This is a genomic window from Nocardioides ungokensis (assembly GCF_013466985.1).
Taxonomy (GTDB): domain Bacteria; phylum Actinomycetota; class Actinomycetes; order Propionibacteriales; family Nocardioidaceae; genus Nocardioides; species Nocardioides ungokensis.
On the sequence record NZ_CP059164.1, the window covers coordinates 3,285,316 to 3,305,158 of the forward strand.

22 protein-coding genes and 2 pseudogenes are annotated in these 19,843 nt (G+C 72.8%); 13 read left to right on the plus strand and 11 right to left on the minus strand.

Annotated elements, in window-relative coordinates; genetic code table 11:
• Positions 1-551: 551 nt before the first annotated feature.
• The 9 genes from H0S67_RS16215 (at position 552) to H0S67_RS16245 (ending at position 5,242) form a co-directional block, all read left to right on the plus strand.
• Positions 552-1,886 carry a PP2C family protein-serine/threonine phosphatase gene (locus H0S67_RS16215; RefSeq protein WP_180933876.1) on the plus strand — a complete coding sequence of 445 codons (1,335 nt, stop codon included), beginning with the start codon at positions 552-554 and terminating at the stop codon, positions 1,884-1,886.
• A gap of 337 nt (positions 1,887-2,223) precedes the next feature.
• Positions 2,224-2,337, plus strand: a complete 114-nt coding sequence (locus H0S67_RS23775; protein WP_219635305.1) for a cobalamin B12-binding domain-containing protein — start codon at positions 2,224-2,226, stop codon at positions 2,335-2,337.
• The gene (locus tag H0S67_RS16220; protein ID WP_180933877.1) at positions 2,328-2,795 is read left to right on the plus strand and encodes a hypothetical protein; all 468 of its coding nucleotides are present in this window, start codon (positions 2,328-2,330) and stop codon (positions 2,793-2,795) included. The genes H0S67_RS23775 and H0S67_RS16220 overlap by 10 nt, the downstream gene beginning before the upstream one ends.
• The gene (locus H0S67_RS16225) at positions 2,789-2,989 is read left to right on the plus strand and encodes a hypothetical protein (protein WP_180933878.1); all 201 of its coding nucleotides are present in this window, start codon (positions 2,789-2,791) and stop codon (positions 2,987-2,989) included. Before H0S67_RS16220 ends, H0S67_RS16225 begins: the two co-directional genes overlap by 7 nt.
• Before the next feature lie 100 nt (positions 2,990-3,089).
• A complete protein-coding gene (locus H0S67_RS25650; protein ID WP_246354804.1) occupies positions 3,090-3,407 on the plus strand; it encodes a sigma factor in 318 nt (105 codons plus the stop codon).
• The gene (locus tag H0S67_RS25655) at positions 3,404-3,610 is read left to right on the plus strand and encodes a sigma-70 family RNA polymerase sigma factor (RefSeq protein ID WP_246354805.1); all 207 of its coding nucleotides are present in this window, start codon (positions 3,404-3,406) and stop codon (positions 3,608-3,610) included. The genes H0S67_RS25650 and H0S67_RS25655 overlap by 4 nt, the downstream gene beginning before the upstream one ends.
• Complete coding sequence (locus tag H0S67_RS16235; RefSeq protein ID WP_180933879.1) at positions 3,603-4,307, plus strand: hypothetical protein; 705 nt, start codon at positions 3,603-3,605, stop codon at positions 4,305-4,307. Before H0S67_RS25655 ends, H0S67_RS16235 begins: the two co-directional genes overlap by 8 nt.
• A gap of 139 nt (positions 4,308-4,446) precedes the next feature.
• Complete coding sequence (locus tag H0S67_RS16240) at positions 4,447-4,719, plus strand: WD40 repeat domain-containing protein (RefSeq protein ID WP_180933880.1); 273 nt, start codon at positions 4,447-4,449, stop codon at positions 4,717-4,719.
• Between the two features lie 22 nt (positions 4,720-4,741).
• Positions 4,742-5,242 (plus strand): DinB family protein, encoded by a 501-nt coding sequence (locus H0S67_RS16245; RefSeq protein ID WP_180933881.1) that lies wholly within the window; start codon positions 4,742-4,744, stop codon positions 5,240-5,242.
• A 12-nt stretch (positions 5,243-5,254) separates the two neighbouring features.
• On the opposite strand, the pseudogene ligA reads toward H0S67_RS16245, so the two are convergent.
• Positions 5,255-7,287: pseudogene (ligA, locus tag H0S67_RS16250) on the minus strand (NAD-dependent DNA ligase LigA).
• 202 nt (positions 7,288-7,489) lie between these two features.
• On the opposite strand from ligA, the gene H0S67_RS16255 reads away from it, so the two are divergent.
• From H0S67_RS16255 to H0S67_RS16265, 4 genes are all read left to right on the plus strand, one after another.
• On the plus strand, positions 7,490-8,104 hold the full coding sequence (locus tag H0S67_RS16255) for an alpha/beta hydrolase (protein ID WP_246354806.1): 615 nt from the start codon (positions 7,490-7,492) through the stop codon (positions 8,102-8,104).
• A 145-nt stretch (positions 8,105-8,249) separates the two neighbouring features.
• Positions 8,250-8,891, plus strand: coding sequence for a TetR/AcrR family transcriptional regulator (locus tag H0S67_RS16260; RefSeq protein ID WP_180933882.1), 642 nt, complete (start codon positions 8,250-8,252; stop codon positions 8,889-8,891).
• Entirely contained in the window at positions 8,884-9,153 is a 270-nt protein-coding gene (locus H0S67_RS25660) for a hypothetical protein (RefSeq protein ID WP_246355447.1), read from the plus strand. Before H0S67_RS16260 ends, H0S67_RS25660 begins: the two co-directional genes overlap by 8 nt.
• Entirely contained in the window at positions 9,144-10,526 is a 1,383-nt protein-coding gene (locus H0S67_RS16265; protein ID WP_246355395.1) for an MFS transporter, read from the plus strand. The genes H0S67_RS25660 and H0S67_RS16265 overlap by 10 nt, the downstream gene beginning before the upstream one ends.
• Positions 10,527-10,599: 73 nt before the next feature.
• Here H0S67_RS16265 and H0S67_RS16270 read toward each other — a convergent pair whose 3' ends face one another.
• The 10 genes and pseudogenes from H0S67_RS16270 to rplU form a co-directional block, all read right to left on the minus strand.
• The gene (locus tag H0S67_RS16270) at positions 10,600-11,136 is read right to left on the minus strand and encodes a type 1 glutamine amidotransferase domain-containing protein (protein ID WP_180933883.1); all 537 of its coding nucleotides are present in this window, start codon (positions 11,134-11,136) and stop codon (positions 10,600-10,602) included.
• 85 nt (positions 11,137-11,221) lie between these two features.
• A complete protein-coding gene (locus H0S67_RS16275) occupies positions 11,222-12,223 on the minus strand; it encodes a uroporphyrinogen decarboxylase/cobalamine-independent methonine synthase family protein (protein WP_180933884.1) in 1,002 nt (333 codons plus the stop codon).
• A 139-nt stretch (positions 12,224-12,362) separates the two neighbouring features.
• Positions 12,363-13,475 carry a tRNA 2-thiouridine(34) synthase MnmA gene (gene mnmA, locus H0S67_RS16280; protein ID WP_180933885.1) on the minus strand — a complete coding sequence of 371 codons (1,113 nt, stop codon included), beginning with the start codon at positions 13,473-13,475 and terminating at the stop codon, positions 12,363-12,365.
• A gap of 7 nt (positions 13,476-13,482) precedes the next feature.
• Positions 13,483-14,670, minus strand: coding sequence for a cysteine desulfurase family protein (locus H0S67_RS16285; protein ID WP_180933886.1), 1,188 nt, complete (start codon positions 14,668-14,670; stop codon positions 13,483-13,485).
• Between the two features lie 51 nt (positions 14,671-14,721).
• Positions 14,722-15,120: a hypothetical protein gene (locus tag H0S67_RS16290; protein ID WP_180933887.1), complete on the minus strand. Its 399-nt coding sequence runs from the start codon at positions 15,118-15,120 to the stop codon at positions 14,722-14,724.
• Between the two features lie 64 nt (positions 15,121-15,184).
• Positions 15,185-15,841, minus strand: coding sequence for a nucleotidyltransferase domain-containing protein (locus H0S67_RS16295; protein ID WP_219635306.1), 657 nt, complete (start codon positions 15,839-15,841; stop codon positions 15,185-15,187).
• Positions 15,838-16,934: pseudogene (gene proB / locus H0S67_RS16300) on the minus strand (glutamate 5-kinase). Before proB ends, H0S67_RS16295 begins: the two are co-directional and overlap by 4 nt.
• Positions 16,935-16,968: 34 nt before the next feature.
• Positions 16,969-18,516 (minus strand): GTPase ObgE, encoded by a 1,548-nt coding sequence (gene obgE / locus H0S67_RS16305; RefSeq protein WP_219635307.1) that lies wholly within the window; start codon positions 18,514-18,516, stop codon positions 16,969-16,971.
• A gap of 94 nt (positions 18,517-18,610) precedes the next feature.
• Positions 18,611-18,865 carry a 50S ribosomal protein L27 gene (gene rpmA, locus H0S67_RS16310; protein ID WP_180933888.1) on the minus strand — a complete coding sequence of 85 codons (255 nt, stop codon included), beginning with the start codon at positions 18,863-18,865 and terminating at the stop codon, positions 18,611-18,613.
• 35 nt (positions 18,866-18,900) lie between these two features.
• The gene (gene rplU, locus H0S67_RS16315; protein ID WP_180933889.1) at positions 18,901-19,209 is read right to left on the minus strand and encodes a 50S ribosomal protein L21; all 309 of its coding nucleotides are present in this window, start codon (positions 19,207-19,209) and stop codon (positions 18,901-18,903) included.
• Positions 19,210-19,843 lie beyond the last annotated feature (634 nt).

Genomic DNA, 19,843 nt, shown 5'->3' on the forward strand with positions numbered 1-19,843 from the left:
CAGACCCAGGGGCAGACGCGGAGCGAGGAGCAGAGCCCTCGACGTCGCGGCTGCCCGTGGCGGTCGCCGCCGGGCTCGTGAGGTCCGGCCGGGCCGACGGCGCACCGCCGAGTCGGCCGCCCGGGACCGCGGTCACGCTCTGGGACCCGCCCTGGACCGGGGACGACGACGGCGCGGAGTCGGGTCCGCCGACGAAGGCCGCGGCGACCGCGACCCCGACGACCAGCGAGGACCCGCCCACGGCCACCAGCGCGGCGCCGCGAGCGGTGGTGGGCATCCACCCCCAACCGCGTCGGGGCTCGCCGCGATGGCGGTGCTGGTCCTGTGACGAGTCGTGTCCGGTCATCCGAGGCATGCTAGGTGGCCCTTGGCGACGACTCCCAAACGTCGATCGGGCCGACGGCTCGAGCACGTCATCGACACCTCACCCTTTAGGGCGAACTTGTCGACGGGCTGACTCCAGGAGGCGCCCGAAGTCGCCGCCTCCACCTACACTCCAGCCACTGGACGCATGCGCTATTCGGGCTTGTGCGCAACGGCGGGAGCAGCGGTTGACCACCTCGGTTCGTGAGCGACACGCGCGGTTGCTCGCCGAGTCGCGCTCGGCCGAGCCGCGGGCGCGGCTGGCCCAGGCCTCGACCCGGGCGGAGTTCCTGCTGCGGCTCTCGCGCACCGTCTCCGCCATCCAGAACCCCCAGCGTGCGCTGGACACCCTCGTCTCGGTCCTGCTCGAGGAGATGGTCGACGTCGCCCAGGTGGTCGTCCGCTCCGGCCCGTGGCAGCTGGTCTCCGGAGCCGTGCAGGACGGCCCGATCCACAGCTCCGCCGCCCGGATCGTCGAAGGCACCCCCGTCGACCTCGACAACGCGCTGCGCCGCGGCCTGCGCGACGACGTGGTGCTGCCCAAGTCCGGCACGGCGCGACGTCAGGCCCTGGCCGACTTCATCCCTGACGCCGAGCTGGTGGACGAGGTCGACGCACTGGGCAGCGAGCAGCTCGCCGTACTCCCCCTCAACGCCCGTGGCCGGTCCTTCGGCGTGCTGGTCATCGGCCGCGCGCCCGGCTTCGGCTTCGGCGACGCGCAGAACTTCCTCGACGACCTCGCCGCGCGCATCGCGGTCGGCCTCGACGCGACCCTGGTCGTCGCCGAGAGCCGGTACGTCGCGTCGGTGCTGCGCCGCTCGCTGGCCCCCACCGACCTCCCGAAGGTGCCGGGCCTGACGCTGGCGACCTACTACCGGGTCGCGCACCAGTCCCAGGAGCTCGGCGGCGACTTCCTCGACATCCACGGTCCCGAGGACGACCTGATCTTGTTGTGCGGCGACGTGGCCGGCAAGGGCGTCGAGGCAGCGGTGCACGCGAAGCGGATCCGCAACGCGGTCCGCACGGCCTCCCTCGTCGATCGCAGCCCGAGCGCGATCCTCGGACTGACCAACCGCGTGCTGGTGTCGGAGGCCGAGGAGTTCTCCGAGGGCATGGCCACCGGCGTGTGCGCCCGGCTCCGTCCCGAGGGCGGCACGATGCGGGTGGACCTGGCCAACGCCGGACACCCCGCCGCGCTGCTGATCCGCGCCGACGGCACCGTCGAGGAGGTGGTCGCCGACGGCGTGGCCCTCGCCCTGATCGACAACACCACCTATACCGACACCGAGCTCACGCTGCGCCCGCGGGACACGCTGCTCGTCCACACCGACGGCGTGACCGAGGCCCGCGGCGTGGACGACCTCTTCGGCGACCGGCGGCTGCGCGACTGCCTGCACGGGTTGGGCGGGCTGCCGCCCTCGGCGATCATCGAGTCGATCGCGGTCGCCGTGTCCGACCATCTCGGCGCGGCGCCACGACGACATCGCCGTCTTCGCAGCACAGTTCATCCGGAACCTTCGTGACGGCCCGCGCCGGCCGCGGTTGGAGGGCGCCGACCTCGACGCCTACTGGACGGCCGTGGTCGACGCCGACGAGCGCGCGGCCCACGCCACGGCGCGGCCGCCCTCGACCGCGGGGTGCCGCTGGAGGAGGTGCTCCGTGGCCTGGTCATCGCTTCCCAGCGTCGGGTCGGCGAGCTCTGGGCGGGCAACGGCTGGACGGTGGCCCCGCGAGCACGCCAGCGACCGCGAAGCGAGTCGGTGGTGCGACGGCTCGGCGAGGCGGTGCCGATGCCCGCGGCCGGTCCGGCTGACCGTTGGGTGCGTCGAGCGCGAGTGGCACGCCCTGCCCGCTCTGGTCGTGGCGCTCACCCTGCGGGCTCACGGCTGCCGCGTCACCTACCTGGGTGCCAGCGCCTCGCGCGACCACCTCGTCAGCGCGATCCTCGACACCGGCCCCGCGCCGTGCTGCTGAGCGCCTCGCTCAACTCGACGCTGCCGCGCGTGCGGCGCCAGGTCGAGGCCGTGCGTGGCACCGGCACCCCCGTGGTCCTCGGCGGCCGCGCGCTCGACAGCGCGCGGGTGCGCGCCCAGCGGCTCGGGGCCACGGCGTACGCCTGCACGCCCGAGGATGCGCTCGCGCTGCTCCCCTCACTGCCCGTGCACGTCGGCCCGGCCGGTCCGCTGCGGCACCCGGGGGCGGTCGAGGCCCGCAGCATCGAGGCGGAGAGCGACTCGATCAGTCGCGACGTCGTCGTCGCGACGACGGCCCGCCTCGGCGTGGTGCGGGAGCACGGCACGACCTCGCGAGACGACTGGCGGGTGCTGCTGTCGACGTTCGCCCCCACGTGGTCGACTGCCTTGCCGGCGCGCGGCTCACCGAGGACCCCACCGTCTACTCCGAGACCCGCGACTGGCTGGCCGGGGTGCTGAGCGGCCGGGGCGCCGCTCTGCGGCGGTCACCGTCCTCGAGGAAGCGCTCGCGCAGCGACTGCACGACCACCCCGAGGCCGTCAGCCTCCTCGGGGGCGCCTGATCCCGACCCCACCAACGGCGACTGCGACGGGACCGGGCTGAAGATCAAGGCCCAGCTCACGCTCGTGGCCAACGCGATGTACGTCGGCTAGCGCCGGGGCCTTTCGGGGACCGGGGCCTCCGGTCCGCGCGCCGTACCCAACCGATCCTCCTCGGGCGGCATCTTTACGGGTGACCACAGGGGGAAGATCGATGGCGACACCACTCACGGACGACGAGTTCACCGAGCTCGTCCATGCCGCCGGGCCGGGGCTGTACCGCACGGCGTACCTGATGCTCGGCGACCACCAGCTGGCCGAGGACCTCGTCCAGACCGCGCTGGCCAAGACGTACGCGTCGTGGGGGAAGGTCAGGGACCGGGAGGCGGCCCCGGTCTACGCCCGGGTCGTGCTCGCCAACACCGCCGCCTCGTGGTTCCGACGCCGGTCGTGGCGCAAGGAGCACCCGGCCGAGGACCGTGCCCGAGCACGTCACGGAGCCCGACACCCAGCAACCGCCCGCGCCTCGTGAACGCGTTGCGACACCTGCCACCGCGCCAGCGCGCGGTCGTCGTGCTGCGCTACTACGACGACCTCAGCGTCCGCGAGGTCGCCGACGCCCTCGGCTGCTCCGAGGGCACGGTGAAGAGCCAGACCTCCGACGCCCTTGCCCGCCTGCGCACGCTGCTCGGCGATGACGTCGTGCCCACCATCGAGGGAGCCCACCATGACTGACCGTCTCTCGAACCTGCTCCACGACGCGGCCTCGACCCTCGACGCCCCCTCACTCTCCGCCGACACGGCGATGACGCAGGGGCGTCGGTTGCGGCAGCGGCGACGCGCCCGGACCGCACTGGCCGGCGCCGTCGCGGTCGTGCTCGTCGCCGTCGGCGCGTCGGTCGCGACCCAGGCCCTGACCGGCGGGGACGACGCCGTCTCGCCGGCCGATCAGGTCGGCTACGAGCAGCACGGCGCGTGGGCCCTCGGCAACCAGGTCCACGTCGGCAACCACACCGTGAAGGTGTCCGGCAAGAGCCCACTGGCCATCCCGATCGGCTACACCGCCGTCGGCGCCCTGGTCGGGGTGGTGGACCTGGCGACTGACGACGACCGGTCGTCCATCATGCTCGTGACCCCCGACGGGACGACGCGCCAGCTCGGGAAGCTCGGTGAGATCGGGTCCGACCCGGGGAGTTCGGTGATCGTGTACGCCCGGGCCACCCGAGCCGGACACCTGGGAGCTCGTTGCCCTCGACCTCGCAAGCGGCGCGAAGCGGACTGTCGGCACCCCGTGGCAGGCCAAGCAGGCGCCTCAGCTGAGCATGTCCGGCGACTTGGTCGTCTACGACCGCGGCCACCTGATGGTGACCGTCGACTGGCGAACGGCGAGACCGGACGCCTTCCCAGGCCCCCGGCAAAGAGATCGGAATGACCATCACCCAGTCGTTCGGGCACGGCGGCTACCTGAGCGCCCCGCTCCAGACGGAACCGACCGACGTCTGGCACCTGCGCGGACTGCCCGACGGTGATCTCCTGGGAAGCTTCCCGTCGAACGGGGACAGCTGGGGCAGATGTCTCCCGACGGCCGCTTCGTGATGACCGGCGGCAACGGCTCGGTCACCGTCTACGCCACCGGCAGCGAGAAGGCCACTCCCCTGGAGCTGGCTGGCTCCGTCAGCGACTACGGCTGGACCCCGGACGGCCACGTGGTCGGCGCGAAGGCCTCACACGTCGAGGTCTGCGACCCGACCGATGGCTCCTGCGAGAACGTAGGCGAGCTCGACGGCGACCGTCTGGAGGTTGCCCGCGGCGCGTTCGACACGGACCCGATGGCCGGCGGCTGAGCACGGCATAGGCTCCGCCCTCGTGACGGACGACTACCGCAGCGAAGACACCCTGACCGGCAGCGAGCGCGAGCAGCTCGAGGCGTTCCTCCACGACAACCGGCTGGAGGTCGTGGCCCTCCTCGACGGCGTCACCGAGGAGCAGGCCCGGCGCCGCCTGGTGCCGTCGCTGACGACACTCCTGGCACTGGTCAAGCATGCGACCTTCGTGGAGAAGGTGTGGTTCCACGTCTCGCTCGCCGGCCGGACCCGGGCGGAGCTCGGCCTGCCGGAGGCCGCGGAGGACAGCTGGGTCCTCACCGACGAGGACACGATTGAGTCGGTGCTGGCCGGCTACCGCCGGGCGTGGACCGAGGCCGACGAGATCGCCGCGGCGTACACGCTGGACGACCTCGCCGTGCACAACCGTCGTGGCCCCCTGACGCTGCGGTGGATCTACGCGCACATGCTCGAGGAGCTGGCCCGCCACGCCGGCCACGGCGACATCCTCCGGGAGCAGATCCTGGCCGCCGACGCCGGCTGACGCGCGGGCGCCTCAGAGCGCCGACGGACCGCCGTCGAGCAGCTGCTTGAAGCCGTCCTCGTCGAGGACCGGGACGCCGAGCTGCTCGGCCTTCTCGGCCTTGGAGCCGGGGCTGTCGCCGACCACGACGTAGTCGGTCTTCTTCGAGACCGACGAGGACGCCTTGCCGCCGCGGGTGATGATCGCCTCCTTGGCGCCGTCGCGGCTGAAGTCGGCCAGCGAGCCGGTGACCACGATGGTCAGGCCCTCGAGGGTGCGCGGGGTGGACTCGTCGCGCTCGTCGGCCATCGAGACCCCGGCGCGCTGCCACTTGTCGACGATGGCGCGGTGCCAGTCGACGGTGAACCACTCGATCACCGACTCCGCGATCGTCGGGCCCACCCCCTCGGCAGCCGCGAGCTGCTCCTCGGAAGCGGCCCGGATCGCCTCCATCGAGCCGAACTCCGTGGCCAGCGCCCGCGCGGCCGTGGGGCCGACGTGGCGGATGGAGAGGGCGACGAGGACCCGCCACAGCGGGACCTCGCGGGCCGCGCCGAGGTTGTCGAGCAGCCGCCGTCCGTTGGCGGAGAGCACCGGACCGTCGCCCTCGTCCTTCTTCGGGGCCCGGGTGAAGAGGGGCGCCTCGAGCAGGGCCGCCTCGTCGAGGTCGAACACGTCGCCCTCGTCGGTGACCACGCCGGCCTCGAGCAACGCCACCGCCGCCTCGTAGCCCAGCCCCTCGATGTCGAAGGCGCCGCGTCCGGCCACGTGGAAGATGCGCTCGCGCACCTGGGCGGGGCACTTCTGGTGGTTGGGGCAGCGCAGGTCCTTGTCGCCCTCCTTCTGCTGCACCAGCGGGGTGCCGCACGCCGGGCACTCCGTCGGCATCACCCACTCCGCGAGGCCCTCGGGCCGCAGCGGCAGCACGGGCCCGACGATCTCGGGGATCACGTCGCCGGCCTTGCGCAGGATGACGGTGTCGCCGGGCCGCACGTCCTTGCGCTTGACCTCGTGGGCGTTGTGCAGCGTCGCCATCTCCCCGTCGAGCCGGCCACCCGGGTCGGCTCCATCCGGCCGAACGGCGTCACCCGGCCGGTGCGGCCGGTGTTGACCTCGATCGCGAGGAGCCGGGCGTTGACCTCCTCGGGCGGGTACTTGTACGCGATGGCCCACCGCGGCGCCCGGCTGGTCGAGCCGAGACGTCGCTGCAGCGCCACGTCGTCGACCTTGACCACCACACCGTCGATCTCGTGCTCGACGTCGTGACGGTGCTCGCCGTAGTGGTCGATGAACTCCTCGACCTCGGCCAGGCTGGTGAGCACCCGCACCCGGTCGGAGACCGGCAGGCCCCAGGCCGCGAGCGCGTCGTAGGCCCGTGACTGCGAGCCCGGCTCGAAGCCCTCCCGGGCGCCGATCCCGTGGCACACCATGCCCAGCGCCCGGGTCGCGGTGACCCGCGGGTCCTTCTGCCGCAGCGAGCCGGCGGCAGCGTTGCGCGGGTTGGCGAACATCGGCTTGCCCGCGTCGGCCATCGTGGCGTTGAGCCGCTCGAAGGCCAGCACCGGCAGGAACACCTCGCCGCGGACCTCCACCAGCGAGGGCACCGGGAACCCGTCGGCGGCCTTCAGCCGGTGCGGGATCGCGTCGATCGTCTTGACGTTGGGCGTGACGTCCTCGCCGGTGCGGCCGTCACCGCGGGTCAGCGCCCGCACCAGCCGTCCGTCCTCGTAGAGCAGGTTGATCGCCAGCCCGTCCACCTTGAGCTCACACAACAAGGCCGGCTCGGCGACCCCGTCGCGGGCCAGCCGGGCGTACCAGGCAGCCAGCTCCTCGGTGGAGAAGGCGTTGTCGAGGCTCTCCATCCGCTGCAGGTGGTCGACCGCGGTGAACTCCGTCGAGACCGCTCCCCCGACCTTCTGGGTCGGCGAGTCGGGCGTGCGCAGCTCGGGGAACTGCTCCTCGAGCTCCTCGAGCCGGCGCATCCGCCGGTCGAAGTCGGCGTCGGACAGCGTCGGCGAGTCGAGCACGTAGTAGCGCCAGCGAGCCTCCTCGACCTCCTCGGCCACCCGACGGTGCTCCTCGAGCGCTCCCTCGGTCGCCGGGGTCGGGTCGGTCGCGGGAGTGGGGTCGGTCGCCGGCGTCGGGTCGGCTGAGGTCGTGTCCACGGCACTATCTTGCCGAACGCCGCCGACAGCTGCCCGGCGACGACACCCATCCGACCGCCGGGGCCGCTGCGAACCCGCAACCGTGCCAGCCGTGGAGACGACCGTGACCCGACCCTCCCTCACCCGCGACGACCCGCCCTCGGGCCCGCGCGCCGTGATCCTGATGCTGCACGGTGGCAAGGAGCGCTCGACGACCCCGGTCGACGGACGGAGCGCCTCCTGGCTCCGGTCGGCCGCGATGCAGCGCAGCATCACTCCTCACGCCCACGCCGCCGGGGTCGGCACCTGGCTGTTGCGCTACCGCGAGCGTGGCTGGAACGGCGGAACCGGCCCGGTCGAGGACGCCCGCTGGGCTCTGGCCGAGGTACGCCGCGACCTCGGCCGGGTGCCGGTCGTGCTGCTCGGCCACTCCATGGGCGCGCGGACCGCGGTGCACGTCGCCGACGACGACGCGGTGGTCGGGGTCGTCGGCCTGGCCCCGTGGTTCCCCCGGGACGAGCCCGTCGCCGGGCTGGCCGGCAAGCGGCTGGTGGCTGCGCACGGACGGCGCGACCACATCACGTCGTACCGCGCCACCGAGGAGTTCGTGCAGCGCGCCCGTGACGTCGCCGCCGACGCCCAGCTGCGGGACATGGGGCCGGTCGGGCACTACATGCTCAAGCGGGTCTCGGCGTGGAACGAGCTCGCCGCGGAGTCCTCGCTCGCCCAGCTGACCTGAGCGTCGACAACCCCGCGGCGGGGGTGTGGTCCAGACCACGTCGAACAATTCGCCTGACCGGGAATCGCCCCGACACCTACCCTGTTCGATGAAACGAAACCGTTTCGTTTCATCGATGCAGAGCTGCACCAGGACAGGGAGACCCATGACGCCCGGCCACGCCACCGACGCCGCGGTCAGCCGACCCCGGGTCGAGGGCGATCGCGAGCAGGAGATCCTCGACGCCACCCTCGAGGTGCTCGGGGACGTCGGCTACGACCGGCTCACCATGGACGCGGTCGCCACCCGCGCCAAGGCGTCGAAGGCCACGCTCTACCGGCGCTGGAACGGCAAGGTCAGCCTGGTCATCGACGCCCTGCTCTCCGCGAAGAGCACCCCGGAGATGCCCGACACCGGCAGCCTGCGAGGCGACCTCATCGCGTCGTTCTGCGGCATGGGCGGCCTGACCGACGAGCAGTCCGTGGCCACCTTCGCCAGCGTCATCACCGCGATCCACCGGGACCAGGACTTCGCGGCGGCCTTCCGGCGCGAGGTCGTCGGCCCCAAGGCCGCCCTGTCCCACGCCATCTTCGAGCGCGCCCGGGACCGCGGCGAGCTCTGCCCGGGCGTCGACATCGACCTCTTCGCCCCCGCACTCGCAGGCATCGTCCTGCACCGCATGTACGTCATGGGTGAGCTGCCCGACGAGGAGCTCATCACCAAGGTCATCGACCAGATCATCCTCCCGGCCGCCACCGGCCACCACCGACCGTTCAACCCCGATCCCGAAGGACTTGCTCATGGCTGACCTCAAGCAGCAGACGGAGGCACGCGCCCCGGGGCAGCACGCCCACCTCGGATGGGCCCTCGTGCTCATCTCGATCGCCCAGCTCATGGTCGTGCTCGACGCGACCATCGCCAACATCGCACTTCCCTACATCGGCCAGGACCTGCAGATCTCGCAGGCGAACCTGTCCTGGATCGTCACCGGCTACGCCTGGCCTTCGGTGGCCTGCTGCTGCTCGGCGGACGCCTCGGCGACCTGTACGGCCGCCGCCGGATCTTCATGACCGGCCTGACCATCTTCGCGATCGCCTCGCTCCTCGGCGGCCTCGCCCAGAACGAGACGCTCCTGCTGGGTGCGCGTGGCCTGCAGGGCCTCGGCGCGGCCCTGGCCTCCCCCGCCGCGCTGGCGCTGATAACCACGACCTTCCCCGCCGGCCCGCAGCGCAACCGCGCCTTCGCGGTGTACGCCGCGATGTCCGGCGCCGGTGCGGCCGTCGGCCTGATCCTCGGCGGCTGGCTGACCGGCCTGAACGGCGTCGCCGGCATGGACTTCAGCGGCTGGCGCCTGACCTTCCTGATCAACGTGCCGATCGGCCTGGCCACCGCGTTCATCGCCCCGCGGCTCCTGGCGGAGTCGGAGTCCCACCACGGCGAGCTCGACATCCCCGGCGCCCTCACCGGCACCCTGGGCCTGCTGGGCATCGTCTTCGGCCTGACCCAGGCCGGGAAGGCGGCGTACGGCTGGGGCGACCCCTGGACGATCGCCTCGCTGGTCGGCGGCTTCGCCCTGCTGGGGCTGTTCGCCTGGATCGAGTCCCGCGTCGCGCACCCGCTGCTGCCGATCCGGATCCTGAAGAACCGCACCCGCGCCGCCAGCTTCGTCGTGATGATGCTGGTCCCGGCGGCGATGTTCGCGATGTTCTTCTTCCTCAGCCTCTTCATCCAGCAGCTCGTGGGCTACAGCCCGCTGCGCACCGGCTTCGCGTTCCTGCCGTTCTCGGTCGGCATCGTGGTCGGCGCCGCCATCTCCTCCAACCTGGTCAGCCGGATCGACCCTCGCTACATCGCCGGGGTCGGCACCCTGCTCGCCTCGGGTGCCCTGCTCGGCTTCTCGCGGCTCACGATCGACGACTCCCCGACGTCCGTGGTCCACGCGATCGCCGGCGGCGCCACCGCCGGAGCGGACGTGAACTACTGGACCTCGATCCTGCCGTTCATCGTGATGATGTCGGTGGGCATGGGCCTGACCTTCGTGCCGCTGACCCTCACCGCCGTGCACCACGTGCGGGCCGAGGACTCCGGCATCGGCTCCGGGGTGCTCAACACGATGCAGCAGGTCGGCGGTGCGCTCGGGCTGGCCACGCTGAGCACGGTGTCGCTGCACTTCACCAACGCCCGCGCCGACCAGGTCGGCCCCGCGCTCGCGCAGGCTGCCCAGGGCGCCGGCATCGATCCGTCGATGCACGTCCCAGGCACCCAGCTGACCTTCCTGCAGGCCGCCGGGTTCCAGGCGACGTTCACCGAGGGCGCGACCCACGCGTTCCTCACCGGCTCGGCCATGATCCTGCTCGCCTCGCTGATCGTCTGGGTCTTCCTCGACGTCAAGCACCAGGAGCTGGCCACCGACGGCCCCGAGGCCCCGGTCCACGTCGGCTGACGCCGTCCCGTCGTACGACGAGGGCCCGGTCACCGCAACGGTGACCGGGCCCTCGTGGCGTCCGTGCCCGTGCTCAGGACAGCGCGTCCTCCAGGGCCTTGACGAAGGCCGGGAGGTCGCCGGGGTTGCGGCTGGTGATGAGGTTGCCGTCGACGACGACCTCCTCGTCCACCCAGTCGCCGCCCGCGTTGCGGACGTCGTCGGCGAGGCTGGCGTAGCTGGTGAGTCGCTTGCCCTTGACGAGGCCGGCCGAGACGAGCAGCCACGGCGCGTGGCAGATCACCGCGAGCGGCTTGCCTGCCTCGGTGATGCCGCGCACGATCGCCTGGGCCTTCGCGTCGGTGCGGATGGTGTCGGCGTTGACGGTGCCACCCGGGACCACCACGGCGTCGACCGAGGCGATGTCCAGGTCGTCGAAGCTGCCGTCGACGTCGACCTTCTGCGTCGGCTCGGTGTCGCCCTTCACGGCCTGGATCGGGTCGGTGCCGGTGGAGTAGATCCTCACGTCGGCGCCGGCCGCGGCCAGGGCGTCGCGCGGCTCGACGAGCTCGGCCTCCTCGAAGTGGTCGGTGGCGATGATGGCCACCTTCTTGCCGGTCAGGTCACTCATGCTCGCTCCTCTCGCAGGTGTCGGTCTGCGTCGTGCGTACCCCGGGTGTGCCGAGGGATGCGCCGACACCGCGGGCCGATGCCTGTCAGCCGGTGAGGTCGCTCGCCGCGCCGCGCACGAGGCCGAGGGCCCGGCGCGCCCAGGCGTCGGAGGCTCCCGCGAGCCCGCAGGTCGGCGTGAGCACCAGGCGCGGCCCGACCGTCGCCGGGTCGAGACCGAGCATGTCCAGCCACCGCGACACCGACTCGGCGACCTGCCCCGGGGTCGGCACGGCCGCCGGAGCGCTGGTTGCGACGACACCGAGGGCCACGGTCTCCCCCGCCTCGAGGGCCTCGGCGAGGGTGTCGTGGTCCGCGGCGGACAGCTGGCCGAGGTCAACGGACAGCCCGCGGGCGCCGGCACCGCGGAGCAGGCCCAGGGGCGCGCCTGCCGCGCAGGTGTGGACCCAGGGCTCGGCGCCCTCCTCGGCGATGGCGGCCAGCACCCACTCCAGGGCGGCCGAGGCGTCCGGCAGGTCGACGCTGCGGTGCCGGTGGAAGCCGGATGCGGTCGGCACCCGACCGGCCAGCACGGCGGCCAGGGCCGGCTCGTCGACCTGGACGACCAGCCGTTCGACGCCGGGGAGCCTTCGGCGTACGTCGCGCACGTGGTCCCGGAGGCCTTCGGCGAGGCCTTGGGCGAGCTCGCGACGGGCCCCGATGTCGCTGAGGACCCGGTCACCGCGAGGCTTCTCGACCGTCGACGCCAGCGTCCACGGTCCGGCGACCTGGATCTTGAAGGCGCCGGTCCAGCCCTCGGCCTGCTCCTCGAGCCCGTCGAGGTCCTGGCCGAGCAGGCTGCGCGCGCGTCGGTGGTCCAGGCCGGAACCGTCGGAACCGGTGAGCCGCCACCCGGCGGGTTGGAGGTCGGCCCCGAGCTCGCTGACGGTCGCCAGCGCCCGACCGGTCATCGACGCGGTCGCGCCCCGACCCGGCACCTCGGGCAGGTGGGGCAGGTCCGGCAGCTCCCCGAGGACCAGGCGCACCGCCTCGTCGTAGGCGTGCTGGTCCGCGCCGGGCATCGACCCGACGCCGGTGGCGATGCTCATGCGGTGACCTGCTCCCGTTCGAGCGGTGAGCTGGCCACCGTCTTGGTTGCGGAGACGGTGGCTGACGCACCGCTCCGGTGGTTGATCCGCGGGGAGCGGTGAGCCTGCCACCGTTCCACCCGCGCAAAGGGTGGCTGACTCACCGCTGCCCCGCGTCCGCGTCGACCCGCTGGGTCGCGGAGATCGTGGCCGATCCGACCACGCGGGTGCCCTCGTAGATCACGGCGGCCTGGCCGGGCGCGATGCCGTACGCCGGGTCGAGCAGCTCGATCCGGACGTCCTCGCCGTCGGCGGTCACGACGGCCCGGTGCTCCTCGCCGTGCGCACGCAGCTGGACCGTGCCGTCGAGACGCGAGGGGACGGTGCCGCACCAGCGCGGCCGGATGCCCTCGAGACGGTCGACGGCCAGCCGCTCCCGCGAGCCGACGGTGACGGTGCCGGTGACCGGCTCGATGTCGAGCACGAAGCGGGGCTTCCCGTCGGGCGCCGGCCGACCGATCCGCAGCCCCTTGCGCTGGCCGATCGTGTAGGCGTAGGTGCCGTCGTGGCGGCCGAGCACCTCGCCCGAGGACTCGTCGACGATGTCGCCCCCGTGGTTCGGGGCTCGCTCGCCCAGCTTCTCGCGCAGCCAGCCGGCGTTGTCGCCGTCGGCCACGAAGCAGATGTCGTGGCTGTCGGGCTTGTCGGCCACCAGCAGGCCGCGCTCGGCCGCCTCGGCGCGCACGGCTGTCTTCGTCGAGTCACCGAGGGGGAAGAGCGAGTGGGCGAGCTGCTGCTGGTCGAGCACCCCCAGCACGTAGGACTGGTCCTTGCCGTGGTCGACGGCCCGGTGCATCTCGATGAGGCCGTCGTCACCGGTGCGCAGCTGGGCGTAGTGCCCGGTCGCGACGGCGTCGAAGCCCAGCCCGAGCGCCCGGTCGAGGACGGCGGCGAACTTGATCTTCTCGTTGCAGCGCAGGCACGGGTTGGGGGTCCGCCCGGCGGCGTACTCGTCCATGAAGTCCTCGACCACGTCCTCGTGGAAGCGCTCGGACAGGTCCCAGACGTAGAACGGGATGCCGATGACGTCGGCGGCACGGCGGGCGTCGTTGCTGTCCTCGATCGTGCAGCAGCCGCGGGCGCCGGAGCGGTACGACGCGGGGTTGCGCGACAGGGCGAGGTGGATCCCGGTGACGTCGTGGCCGGCCTCGGCGGCGCGCGCGGCGGCGACGGCCGAGTCGACGCCCCCGGACATGGCGGCGAGGACCTTCATGCGCGGCTCACCTGCGCGAGGCCCGCGCCCGCTCGACGACCGGCGCGATCGCCTCGACCAGGGCATCGACGTCGGCCTGGGTGGAGGTGTGCCCGAGGGAGAACCGCAGCGAGTGCCGCGCGGCCTCGTCGCTGCAGCCCATGGCGAGCAGGACGTGGGAGGGCTGGGGCACGCCCGCGGAGCACGCCGAGCCCGTGGAGCACTCGATGCCGCGGGCGTCGAGCAGCATCAGCAGGCTGTCGCCCTCGCAGTCGGGGAAGCCGAGGTGGGCGTTGCCGGGGAGCCGGTGCACACCGGTCGGGTCGAGCGGCGCCCCGTGCAGGTGGGCGTCGGGGACGGCCCCGATCACCCGGGCGACCAGGTCGTCGCGCAGCGCGCCCACCCGTACGGCGTGGTCGGCCTGCTGCTTGACCGACAGCTCCACGGCAGCGGCGAAGCCGGCGATCGCGGGGGTGTCGATGGTGCCGCTGCGGATGTCGCGCTCCTGGCCGCCGCCGTGCACCAGGGCGGTGACGTCGACCTCGCGGCGTACGACGAGTGCGCCGACGCCGTAGGGGCCCCCGACCTTGTGCCCGGTCAGCGTCAGGGCGTCGACGCCGGACGCGGCGAAGTCCACCGGGACCGCGCCGACCGCCTGGACGGCGTCGGTGTGCACGGGGATGCCGTGGGCGGCGGCGATCGCGACGACCTCGTCGATGGGCTGGATGGTGCCGACCTCGTTGTTGGCCCACATCACCGAGATCAGGGCGACCGAGCCGGGGTCGCGCTCCACGCTGGCGCGCAGCGCCTCGACGTCGAGCCGGCACTGCTGGTCCACCGGCAGCAGCTCGACCTCGGCGCCCTCGCGCTCGCCGAGCCAGTGCAGCGCGTCGAGGACGGCGTGGTGCTCGACCGCGGTGGAGAGGATGCGACGGCGCCGGGGGTCACCGGCGCGACGAGCCCAGAAGATGCCCTTGAGGGCCAGGTTGTCGGCCTCGGTCCCGCCGGAGGTGAACACCACCTCGCCGGGCCGGCAGCCCATCGCCTGCGCGATCGTCTCGCGGGACTCCTCGACCACCCGCCGGGCCTTGCGGCCGGAGGCGTGCAGCGAGCTGGGGTTGCCCACGTCGAGAAGGTGGGCCGTCATGGCCTCGACGGCCTCCGCGCGCATCGGCGTGGTGGCGGCATGGTCGAGGTAGGCGGTCCGGGTGGTCATCGCACCGACCAGAGTACGGCGCATCCGGCTGCGCGGCCCAACCGCGGTCGGTCAGCCGCTGCACTCCTCGACACTGCTGACCAGCCAGCCGTTGCCGCCGTCGAACACCGCGACCGCCCGGATGATCACGTTGTCCTGGTCCACGACCAGCCACCGGGCCTCGCGGTGGGCTCGCTTGGTCTCCCGGACCACCGAGGCGCCGTCGGGGACGTACCTCGCGAGCGCCTCCTCCCGGGTGCGGGACCCGCGGGCGTCCATGGCGTAGTCGATCTGCGAGGTCGACCGGGTGTCGCACCCCGTGCTCGGCCAGTGCGGCGGCAGGCGGCTTCCGGCCGACCCGCTCGTCGGCGCCGGGTCCTTGGCCACCGGGCCGTCCGACCCACCGCAGCCGACGAGCAGCACCGTGGCCACGAGGAGCGTGGCGGGCAGTCCGGCGAGGCGTGCGTTCATGGAGTCCTCCTGCTGGTCCTTCCGGTGCACAAGGGTCGGACGGAGCGAACCGTCGAACGGTTCCTCAGGCCATCCGCTCCAGCCAGGCGTGGTCGGGGTACAGCTCGTGCACCGTCTCGCGCAGCCAGGTGCGGGCGGTCGGCGCGAGGAGCGGCCAGGTCCGGTCGAGGTCGCGGTCGTCCTTGGGCCGCTGCAGGGCGGCCTTGTAGAGGAGGGTGATCTCGGGGTTCAGGTAACGGATCCCGTCACCGGCGACCCAGGTGACCTGCTCGAGCGGTGCCACTTGGCCAGGCATCCGCTTGTTGGTCCACAGGCCGTCGCAGTCGGGGGTGATCGGCAGGTCGATCACCCACGGGTCGTGGGCGCTGGCGCGCACCCAGATCTGGCTCTCCACGCTGAGGGGCTCGGGGAACCGGTCGTCGAGCGGCCGCAGCGTGCCCCCGTGGTTGCTCCACAGGTGCCACCGGTCCCCGACGTGCTCGCGGAACGCCGGCACGTCGCAGGCGAGGATCGAGAGATCGACGTCCTCGTGCTCGCGAGGTGCTCCGGTGAAGGCCTCGATCGACCAGCCGCCCACGATCCACCAGGGCCGCGGGAAGCCCGCCATGAACTCCCGCAGTGCGGCCGGGTCGAGCGGCGCCCAGGCGCCGTACCGACGGAAGAACGCCTCGTCCTCGGCGATCTCCTCCGCGCTCCGTGGCAGCGGTTCGCGTGCGCTCACAGCAGGACCAGGTCGTCGCGGTGGACCACCTCGCGCTCGTAGCCCGAGCCCAGCTCGCGCTTGAGCTCGTGGGAGGACCGGCCGACCAGGTGCGGGACCTCCTCGGCGTCGAAGTTGACCAGCCCCCGGGCCACTGCGGTGCCGTCGGGTCCGCACAGGTCGACCGGGTCGCCGGCGACGAAGGTGCCGGTGGCGCCGGTGACCCCGGCCGCCAGCAGCGAGGCCCGCCGTTCGACGACGGCGCGGACGGCCCCGGGGTCGAGGTACAGGCAGCCCTTGGGCTCGGTGGCGTGGGCCAGCCACAGCAGCCGGGTCGGGCGTCGGCGGCCGGTGGCGTGGAAGAGGGTGCCGACCGGGCGGCCCTCGAGGGCGTCGGCGGCGCGGTCGGCCGCCGTCAGGACCACCGGGATCCCCGCACCCGTGGCGATCCGGGCCGCCTCGACCTTGGTCTGCATCCCGCCGGTGCCGACACCGGCAGCACCCGCCGTGCCGATGCTCACGGCGTCAGGTCGCCCTCGTCGAGGACGTCGGAGACCAGGCTGCTCCCGGGCGCCGACGGGTCCGCGTCGTACAGGCCGTCCACGTCGGAGAGCAGCACCAGCAGGTCGGCGTGGACGAGTGGGCGACCAGCGCGGCCAGCCGGTCGTTGTCGCCGAAGCGGATCTCGGTGGTCGCGACCGTGTCGTTCTCGTTCACGATCGGCAGCACGCCGAGGTCCAGCAGCTTGGCGAAGGTCTGGTAGGCGTTGCGGTAGTGCGAGCGCCGGGTCACGTCGTCGAGGGTGAGCAGCACCTGACCCGCGATCAGGTCGTGCCGGGCGAGCTCCTCGGTGTAGCGGTGCACCAGCAGGCCCTGTCCCACGGAGGCCGCGGCCTGCTGCGCCGCGAGTCCACGCGGCCGGCGGGCCCAGGCCCAGCGGCGCGAGCCCGGCGGCGATCGCACCCGACGACACCAGCACCACCTCGGCGCCGCGGGCGCGCACGCCGGCGACGACGTCGACGAGCCTGCTGACCCGGGCGGGGTCGATGCCGCCGGCGGCGGTGGTGAGCGACGAGGAGCCGATCTTGACCACGACGCGCCGGGCCGCGGTCACCTCGGCCCGCCGCTGGTCGGGCCCTCGAGACCGCTCATCCCTGGCCGTTCACCCCGGGGTCGTCCTCGGCCCAGTCCGGGTCGTCGTGGGTGCCGATCTCGTACGACGTGGGTCCGTACTTCTCGGGCTTGTCGAAGCGCCGGGCCACGTCGGCCCGGGTCTCGCCCTCGGCCCGGTCGTCCATGGCCTCGTCGATGGCGCGGCGGCGGCGGGCTGCAGCGCGGGACTCGTCGAAGCGCTGGTCCTCGCCGCGGCGGCCGAGCATCTCCACGCCGGCGTCGATGCCGGGCTTGAAGTCGAAGACCACCGAGTTGTCGGGGTGCCCGATGAGGACCGTGTCGCCCTCCTCCGCACCGAGCTGCACGAGGCGGGTCTCGACCCCGAGCCGGTTGAGCCGGTCGGCGAGGAAGCCGACGGCCTCGTCGTTGCTGAAGTCGGTCTGGCGCACCCAGCGCTCGGGCTTCTCGCCGCGCACCCGCCACCCCTCGGCGGTCTCGGTCACGGTGAAGGAGTCCGAGCCGTCCGCCGACGGCGGCCGCAGCACGATGCGCTTGGCCTCCACGACCGGCTTCTCGGCGCGGGCCCGCGCCACGATCTCGGCCATCGCGAAGGTCAGCTCGCGCATGCCCTCCCCCGACGCGGCGGACACGGGGAAGACCCGCAGCCCGCGCTCGCGCAGCTCGTCGACGACGAAGTCCGAGATGTCACGGCCGTCGGGCACGTCGATCTTGTTGAGCGCGACCAGCCGGGGCCGGTCCTCGAGGCCGCCGTAGCGAGCCAGCTCGTTCTCGATGACGTCGAGGTCCCCGACCGGGTTGCGGCCGGGCTCCAGGGTGGCGGTGTCGATCACGTGGACCAGCGCCGCGCAGCGCTCGATGTGGCGCAGGAAGTCGTGTCCGAGGCCGCGGCCGTCGCTGGCGCCCTCGATCAGCCCGGGCACGTCGGCGACGGTGAACGTCGTGTCGCCCGCGGTCACCACCCCGAGGTTGGGCACCAGGGTGGTGAACGGGTAGTCGGCGATCTTGGGGCGGGCTCGCGAGATCGCGGCGATCAGGCTGGACTTGCCGGCGCTCGGGAAGCCCACCAGGCCGATGTCGGCGACGACCTTGAGCTCGAGGACGATGTCGAGCTCGTCCCCGGGCTCGCCGAGCAGCGCGAAGCCGGGAGCCTTGCGCTTGGACGAGGCCAGCGCCGCGTTGCCGAGGCCGCCCCGGCCGCCCTGGGCCACGACCAGCTCGGTGCCCGGGCCGACCATGTCGGCGAGGACGTTGCCGTCCTGGTCGGTGATCAGGGTCCCGTCCGGGACCGGCAGCACCAGGTCGGCACCGTGGGCACCGTTGCGGTGGCCTCCGGCACCGTGGCCGCCGTGCTCACCGCGTCGCTTCGGGCTGTGGTGGTAGTCGATGAGGGTGGTGACGTCGGGGTCGACCCGGAGGATCACCGACCCGCCCGGGCCGCCGTTGCCGCCGTCGGGCCCGCCGAGCGGCTTGAACTTCTCGCGGTGCACCGAGGCGACACCGTTGCCGCCCCGACCGGCGCTGACGTGCAACGTCACCCGGTCCACGAAGGTGGGCACTGCCATGGTCAACCGCCGATCAAGCTGTTTGCCGAAAAATGACGAAGGGCGCCCCGCGAAGTGGGACGCCCTTCGATGAAAGCCTCAGGTGAGCGTCTGGTCACTCACCCGGGAGGATGTTGACGACACGACGACCCCGGCGGGTGCCGAACTCGACGGCGCCCGCGACGAGCGCGAACAGGGTGTCGTCACCGCCACGGCCGACGCCGCTGCCCGGGTGGAAGTGGGTGCCGCGCTGGCGCACGATGATCTCGCCCGCGTTGACCGTCTGGCCGCCGTACCGCTTGACGCCGAGCCGCTGCGCGTTGGAGTCGCGACCGTTCTTGGTCGACGCCGCGCCCTTCTTGTGTGCCATTTCGAGTCCTTAGGTGTCTCGGAGCCGTGCTGCGCTCAGAGGGAGATGTCGGTGACCTTGACCTGGGTGTACTTCTGACGGTGACCCTGGCGCTTCTTGTACCCGGTCTTGTTCTTGTACTTCTGGATGATGATCTTCGGGCCCTTGGTGGCACCGAGCACCTCGACGGTCACGGAGGCCTTGTCGAGCGCCTTCGAGTCGGAGGTGATGGTCTCGCCATCGACGGCGAGGACGACGGGAAGGGTCAGCGTCTGGCCCACCTCGGTCGTCACCTTGTCGATCTCGATGACGTCGCCCACGGCAACCTTCTGCTGCTTGGCGCCTGCGCGCACGATCGCGTACACCGCGGTCTCCTTCGTCGATCTCTCGCTTACGTCATGGTCTGGGGCTGTCGAGCGCACAAGAACGATCCTCGGACTGTTCTGGATCGAGCGTCGCGCGGGACTGCCACACAGAGAGAGGCACGCACAAGCGCACCGAGGGTCAATAGTACGGATCGGGCCCGGTCACCGCAAAACGGTGACCGGGCCCGGGGTCCGGCAGGGGTGGCGGGCGCCTCAGCGCTTGCGCGAACCCTTCTTCTTGATCGGGACGTGCTCGACCGGGTGGCTGTCCTCCGACGGCTCCGCGTCGGTGTGGGCCCCGGTCTCCGCGACCGCGGTCCCGGGCTCGACCACACCGTGGGCCGGGGGCTCGCCGACGCTGCCGGAGCTCCCGCTCGGGATCGCCGGGGCCGAGGCCATCGCGGGCACCTCGCCCTCGTCGGCCGCGGCACCCGAGGGCGGGCCGGCGGGCCGGCTGGCACTGCGTCCGCGGGTGCGGGTCACGACCTTGGGCGGCTCGACGGGCGCCACCGGTGCGACCGGCGCCGTCTCGACCGCCGCGGCGGGCGTCTCGACGACCACGGGCTGCGGGACGGCCTGGTGCTCGGGCTGTCCGGCCGGTCGGCTCGCGGACCGGCGTCGGGTGCGAGTGACC

What these genes read in the sequence shown, in the direction of transcription:
- H0S67_RS25650 (WP_246354804.1), top strand. Translation starts at nt 3,090, where the DNA reads ATGGCGACACCACTCACGGACGACGAGTTCACCGAGCTCGTCCATGCC.
- H0S67_RS16235 (WP_180933879.1), top strand. Translation starts at nt 3,603, where the DNA reads ATGACTGACCGTCTCTCGAACCTGCTCCACGACGCGGCCTCGACCCTC.
- H0S67_RS16240 (WP_180933880.1), top strand. Translation starts at nt 4,447, where the DNA reads ATGTCTCCCGACGGCCGCTTCGTGATGACCGGCGGCAACGGCTCGGTC.
- H0S67_RS16260 (WP_180933882.1), top strand. Translation starts at nt 8,250, where the DNA reads ATGACGCCCGGCCACGCCACCGACGCCGCGGTCAGCCGACCCCGGGTC.
- H0S67_RS25660 (WP_246355447.1), top strand. Translation starts at nt 8,884, where the DNA reads ATGGCTGACCTCAAGCAGCAGACGGAGGCACGCGCCCCGGGGCAGCAC.
- H0S67_RS16270 (WP_180933883.1), bottom strand. Translation starts at nt 11,136, where the DNA reads ATGAGTGACCTGACCGGCAAGAAGGTGGCCATCATCGCCACCGACCAC.
- H0S67_RS16275 (WP_180933884.1), bottom strand. Translation starts at nt 12,223, where the DNA reads ATGAGCATCGCCACCGGCGTCGGGTCGATGCCCGGCGCGGACCAGCAC.
- mnmA (WP_180933885.1), bottom strand. Translation starts at nt 13,475, where the DNA reads ATGAAGGTCCTCGCCGCCATGTCCGGGGGCGTCGACTCGGCCGTCGCC.
- H0S67_RS16285 (WP_180933886.1), bottom strand. Translation starts at nt 14,670, where the DNA reads ATGACCACCCGGACCGCCTACCTCGACCATGCCGCCACCACGCCGATG.
- H0S67_RS16290 (WP_180933887.1), bottom strand. Translation starts at nt 15,120, where the DNA reads ATGAACGCACGCCTCGCCGGACTGCCCGCCACGCTCCTCGTGGCCACG.
- obgE (WP_219635307.1), bottom strand. Translation starts at nt 18,516, where the DNA reads ATGGCAGTGCCCACCTTCGTGGACCGGGTGACGTTGCACGTCAGCGCC.
- rpmA (WP_180933888.1), bottom strand. Translation starts at nt 18,865, where the DNA reads ATGGCACACAAGAAGGGCGCGGCGTCGACCAAGAACGGTCGCGACTCC.